The 6000-nt window shown below is 38.3% G+C and carries 5 protein-coding genes and 1 tRNA gene; 3 read left to right on the forward strand and 3 right to left on the reverse strand.

Annotated elements, in window-relative coordinates; genetic code table 11:
* Positions 1-43: 43 nt before the first annotated feature.
* Together upp and Q0794_RS14590 are read right to left on the reverse strand one after the other, a co-directional pair.
* Complete coding sequence (gene upp / locus Q0794_RS14585; protein WP_298943106.1) at positions 44-670, reverse strand: uracil phosphoribosyltransferase; 627 nt, start codon at positions 668-670, stop codon at positions 44-46.
* A gap of 242 nt (positions 671-912) precedes the next feature.
* Positions 913-2130, reverse strand: a complete 1218-nt coding sequence (locus Q0794_RS14590) for an ammonium transporter (RefSeq protein WP_298943107.1) — start codon at positions 2128-2130, stop codon at positions 913-915.
* A gap of 386 nt (positions 2131-2516) precedes the next feature.
* On the opposite strand from Q0794_RS14590, the gene Q0794_RS14595 reads away from it, so the two are divergent.
* From Q0794_RS14595 to Q0794_RS14605, 3 genes are read left to right on the forward strand one after another with little or no spacing between them, the layout of a single operon-like run.
* Entirely contained in the window at positions 2517-3377 is an 861-nt protein-coding gene (locus Q0794_RS14595) for an ABC transporter ATP-binding protein (protein WP_298943109.1), read from the forward strand.
* Positions 3378-3383: 6 nt separating this feature from the next.
* The gene (locus Q0794_RS14600) at positions 3384-4361 is read left to right on the forward strand and encodes an ABC transporter substrate-binding protein (protein ID WP_298943110.1); all 978 of its coding nucleotides are present in this window, start codon (positions 3384-3386) and stop codon (positions 4359-4361) included.
* On the forward strand, positions 4361-5422 hold the full coding sequence (locus Q0794_RS14605) for an iron ABC transporter permease (RefSeq protein WP_298943112.1): 1062 nt from the start codon (positions 4361-4363) through the stop codon (positions 5420-5422). Before Q0794_RS14600 ends, Q0794_RS14605 begins: the two co-directional genes overlap by 1 nt.
* Positions 5423-5759: 337 nt before the next feature.
* On the opposite strand, the gene Q0794_RS14610 is transcribed toward Q0794_RS14605, so the two are convergent.
* Positions 5760-5846 (reverse strand) — tRNA-Ser (locus Q0794_RS14610).
* Between the last annotated feature and the right edge of the window lie 154 nt (positions 5847-6000).

The following is a 6000-nucleotide window of genomic DNA, read 5'->3' on the forward strand; positions in this document are numbered from 1 at the left end:
AATACTATTTATTAATACTATTTATTAGTGCTATTTATTAATGCTACTTAGTACCAAATATTTTATCACCCGCATCGCCTAAACCAGGCACGATGTAACCACTTTCATTCAGGTGAGAATCGATAGAAGCGGTATACACTTCAATATCAGGGTGTAATGCTTCTAATGCTTTTAAACCTTCAGGTGCAGCCACTAGAATTAATACTTTGATATTAGTACAACCACTTTCTTTAATAAGATCTAATGTTGAAATCATTGAACCGCCAGTGGCTAACATTGGGTCAACAACTAATGCTAAACGTTGATCGATTTGGCTTACTAATTTTTGGAAGTAAGGCACAGGCTCTAGTGTTTCTTCATCACGATAGATACCAACAACACTTACTTTTGCACTTGGTATGTAATCTAAAACACCATCCATCATACCTAATCCAGCACGTAAAATAGGCACTACTGTTACTTTTTTACCTGCTATTTGTTGAACTTCTAACTCTCCTTCCCAACCTTGGATTGTGACTGATTCTAGTTCTAAATCTTTCGTCGCTTCATAGGTTAATAGGCTTGCAACTTCACGTGCTAGCTCACGAAAACGTTTGGTACTAATATCCGCTTCACGTAATAAACCTAATTTATGTTGAATAAGGGGATGTTTTACTTCAACTACTTTCATGATATTTCTCCAAATGGGTAAAATTTAAAATCGGCTGATAATAACAATATAAAATGATTCAAATTATGTGCTGCATCATTATAAATTGAAAACGCACTTTTTTGTTAAAATTAGTCAACTTTTAAAGTAAAAAGGCCAAGAATCTCTTCTCAGCCTTTTGATTTAAAACGTTTCAATATTCTAAAGCACACTCCAATGGGTAAACTTGAATACCATAATGAACATAATAAATAATATAAAACCTAGTTATTAGTTAAGTTAGTTGCACCAATTTTATGAATCGCGACATCAGCACCATTAAACTCATCTTCTTCACTAAGACGAATAGGCATAATGGCGTTCACTATTTTATAAACAATGAATCCACCAACAACAGCGAATAATACGCCCGCTAAAGAACCAATTAATTGACTCATAAAAGTAACACCGCCTAAACCACCAAAGGCTTCAAGTCCGAAAATACCAGCAGCAACACCACCCCATAAACCACACAGTCCATGTAATGGCCATACACCTAACACATCGTCGAAACTAGCAAATTTATTTTGCACGTAGGTAAATACCCAAACGAATAATCCACCAGCAACCAGCCCCGTCATTAAAGCGCCGATTGGATGCATTAAATCAGAACCCGCACAAACAGCCACTAAACCAGCTAATGGCCCATTATGAATGAAGCCAGGGTCTTTTTTACCAATAACAAGCGAACTAATAATGCCGCCAACCATCGCCATTAAAGAGTTCATTGCCACTAAACCACTGATGCCTTCAATTGCTTGTGCAGACATCACGTTAAAACCAAACCAACCAATAGACAGTATCCATGCACCTAATGCCAATAAAGGAATATTCGAAGGTGCAAACGCAACAACTTTACCATTACGGTAACGACCATTACGGCTACCTAAAACAATAATCGCAGCAAAAGCAATCCAACCACCTACAGCATGCACAACAATAGAGCCAGCAAAATCATGGAAGGCAGCACCAAAATTAGTTTCTAGCCAGCCTTGAAATCCATAGTTACTATTCCAAATTAAACCTTCAAAGAAAGGGTAAACAAGACCCACACACAATGCAGCAGCAATGAGCATCGGATTAAACTTAGCACGCTCAGCAACACCACCAGATATAATCGCTGGAATAGCAGCAGCAAAAGTCATCAAAAAGAAAAACTTAACGAGCTCATAGCCATTATTTTCAGCAAGTACTGCAGCGCCATCAAAGAATGTAACGCCATAAGCTAACCAATAACCAAAGAAGAAGTAGACCAAAGCTGATACACCAAAGTCAGACATGATTTTAACTAATGCGTTAACTTGGTTTTTGTGGCGAACGGTGCCGACTTCTAAAAAAGCAAAGCCTGCGTGCATGGCAAAAACCATGATTGCGCCTAATAATATAAACAAGGTATCCGCACTACTGATTAATGCAGTGACGTGATTTTGTACTGACTCCATAAATTCCCTCTCAAAGTCCTTAAAAAAAATTGTGCAGAACCATAACTTATCCGTACTCCACTTAACATCGTTTTATGCCGTTTTATGTCACTTTTAAGTGTTTATTTGATTTAAAATCAACAATCGGCATAAAAATACAATAAGAATAATGAGCAGGTTTATTTGCCTTTAGAAAAACAATATATTTCCTTAAGTTAATTCATTTTAAATAAAAAACATCAATGGCTAACTGAGATACGTCTATTGATTAATTTCAACTGATAATGAAAATTACTCACGTCTCTTTACTTGTTTATATAAAATGCCTTACGTATAGTCCTATTTAATATTTCCCCATTTCAAACATGTGCTTTTTAATACCTTAGTCGTTATAGGACTCTACTGCTTTGCTAAATAACCCATCTACGAATAACGACAAAAAAAGGTCAGAAAATACAATCTCATTGCAATGCTTTGCAGATTGTAAACCAGCTGCGTTTGAGTTAAATAATCTAGCCTGGTCACCCTATAAACACGCTCCATTACTTCATCCTATTAGTATTGCCGTTAATCCTGCTGAATTTGTTGCCGTAGTGGGACCAAATGGCTCAGGTAAAACCAGTTTATTACGTTGCTTATACCGTGTTAATAAACCTTCTTCAGGCCAAGTATTAATGGATGGAAAAGATATTTGGTCATTACCTGCTCGCAGCTGTGCTCAACGTATTGCAACGGTATTACAAGATACTGGCGCAGAATTTGGTTTGAGTGTATTTGAAATGGTTGAAATTGGTTTAACGCCTAAATCCACGAGTTGGAAACGCACCAAAGAAGATAATGAAGCCATTGAAGGCGTATTAGCGTTATTGGATGTCTCTCATCTTATTGAACGTAACTTTAACGCGTTGTCTGGCGGCGAACGACAACGCGTTATGATTGCCCGTGCTTTAGTACAAGGCCCTGATGTTTTGATTCTAGATGAACCCACCAATCATTTAGATATTCGTCATCAACTTGAAGTGCTTGAATTATTATCTGCATTACCTTGCACTATCATCGTCTCTTTACATGATTTATCGCTAGCAGCCGCTTATGCAGATCGTGTACTCGTGATGAAAGATGGACAGATGCAAGGTTACTCAGCAGCAAATGAAGCATTTACAGAACAACAAATTGAACATGTATTTGAAGTTAAAACCATCATTGACCAACATCCGATAACACAACGTCCGCGATTTTCTTTTTATACAAATAACCAACAGGATTAATTAACCATGATTCACCTTAGTGCCCCATTTAAATATACCGCCATTATATTAACGAGCTTATTAGCCAATACTGTATATGCAGCACAGAGCGATACAGGGCACTACCCTATTGAGATTAAAAGCTGCGATCGCGTTGTCACTTTTGAGAGCAAGCCAAAGGCAGCCGTTTCAAATGATGTGAATTTAACCGAAATGATGTTAGCACTTGGTTTACAAGATGAGATGGTAGGTGTAACGGGTATTTCTGGTTGGAAAACGCTTGATCCTGTTTTACGCGCTGGCATTGGAGAATTGCCAGAACTCTCACCTAAATACCCCACTAAAGAGGTTTTACTGGGAGCAGATACTGACTTCTACTTTGCAGGTTGGAACTATGGTATGCGTGTTGGTGGAGGAGTAACCCCAGATACGCTTGCTCCATTAGGTATAAACGTTTATGAATTAAGTGAAAGTTGTGTTCATATTATGAACAAAGATAAAGTCTCAATGGATGATCTTTATAACGACTTAACCAATCTAGGCCGTATTTTTAATGTTGAAGAACGCGCCAATAAACTAGTTGCTGGCTATAAAAAAGAATTAAAAGAGTTTCAGGCTAATTTAGCACCACTTGCTCACCCAACTAAAGTCTTTGTTTATGATTCTGGTGAGGAGCAACCTTTTACCGCAGGAATGAATGGTATGCCGACTGCATTAATTGAAGCGGCAGGCGGTAAAAACATTATTGATGATGTACAAAAGAATTGGATAAAAGTAGGTTGGGAATCAGTCATAGATCGTGCACCAGAAGTCATCGTTATTGTTAACTATGGCGATGTCACAGCACAGCAAAAAATTGATTTTCTACGTAATCATTCAGGACTTAAAGATATTCCCGCAGTAAAGAACAATCGTTTTGTTATTTTAGAATATGTTGAAGCAACGCCTGGACCACGAAATATCCAAGCCATCAAACATTTAGCTAAAGCCTTTAGAACGAAATAATGAAAAAATCATCTTCGACTAAAAAGCTAAGCTTTTCTGCTATACCATTAGGTTTGTTATTGATGAGCTTAGCTTTACTGCTCATTATCGCAATGGGTATCGCAATTGGTGTTGGCTCCGTGCCTATATCACAATCAACAGTATGGGGAGTGATAGCTCATAAGCTATCCTTCTCCAATAGCTTGCCTAGTTGGTCCATAGGACGTGAAAACATTGTATGGGCAGTCCGTTTTCCTCGTACTATTTTAGCAGCCATTGTGGGCGCTACGCTTGCTATAGTTGGTGCCGCATTGCAATCCATAACACGTAACCCGCTTGCAGACCCTCACTTATTAGGAATCTCTTCTGGAGCCGCTCTGGGCGCTATTATTGCGTTGCTACATACAGGTATGATTTTAGGGATGGTAACTGTACCTGTATTCGCTTTTATTGGGGCGTTGTTTGCTATGTTTTTAGTCTTAGGTGTGGCGAACTTCTCTATGGCTAACAGTGCCGGTAGATTAGTACTTGCAGGAGTCGCGGTCGCATTTGTACTCACTGCATTAAGTAACTTATTTATCTTCATGGGGGATCACCGCGCGTCACATACGGTTATATTTTGGATGTTGGGTGGATTAGGGCTAGCACAATGGAATCAGCTTTGGTTTCCATTCATCACTTTATTATTAGGCGCGAGTTATCTTATTTATAAAGCAAGATACCTCAATGCCATGATGTTAGGCGATGAGACAGCCAGCACGCTAGGCGTACCTGTACAACGCTTCCGCTTAATTGTTATTGTAGTCTGTGCATTGCTAACAGGTGCCGCTGTTGCTTTCTCTGGTGTAATCGGTTTTGTAGGGTTAATGGTGCCGCATATTGTGCGTTTGTTAGTGGGTGGAGACTACCGTAAAATTTTACCCTTATCGGCTTTACTAGGCGCATTATTTTTAGTCTTTGCAGATATAGTAGCAAGAATTATTATTCCACCAGAAGATATGCCTATTGGTATTTTAACGGGTTTAGCAGGCGGTATCGCTTTTGTCTTCTTAATGCGACAACGTCGTAATGTGGCTTTTTAAAAAGAACACAAGTAAAACTGAAACCTATTAGATAACTTTTTAATAGGTTTTTTCTTCACCCTGAATTCAATCAATAACCTCGCCAGTCATATTTAGTCAATTGACATACTAACGTTACTTATTGAACACTCGAACACTATTTAACAAACCTTATATTGAGTCTTTTTAATAAACCTCTTCTAACTAAGCTTGTGCTAGCGGCACCTTTATACTTTTAAAACAGGACAGTCGGTTATTCTATCAATTGATCTAAAAAGGAATTTCTCATTTTATTAATGTATAGGTAGATCATAAATTTTAGGCAAAAAAGCCTGAGCAATATGTTCAGGCTTTAATATGCCTCTATTGCTGGGCTTGAACCAGCGACACACGCTATATTTTCAAAACAGGATAGTCCGTTGCTCTACCAACTGAGCTAAAGAGGAATTCCTCATATTACTAATGTATGGGGAGATCATAAATTTTAGGCAAAAAAAAGCCTGAACAATATGTTCAGGCTTTTTAATGTGGCTCCTCTTGCTGGGCTTGAACCAGCGACACACGGATTAACAGTCCGTTGCTCTACCAACTGAGCTAAA

The sequence above is a fragment of the uncultured Psychromonas sp. genome, assembly GCF_947489755.1.
Classification (GTDB): Bacteria; Pseudomonadota; Gammaproteobacteria; order Enterobacterales; family Psychromonadaceae; genus Psychromonas.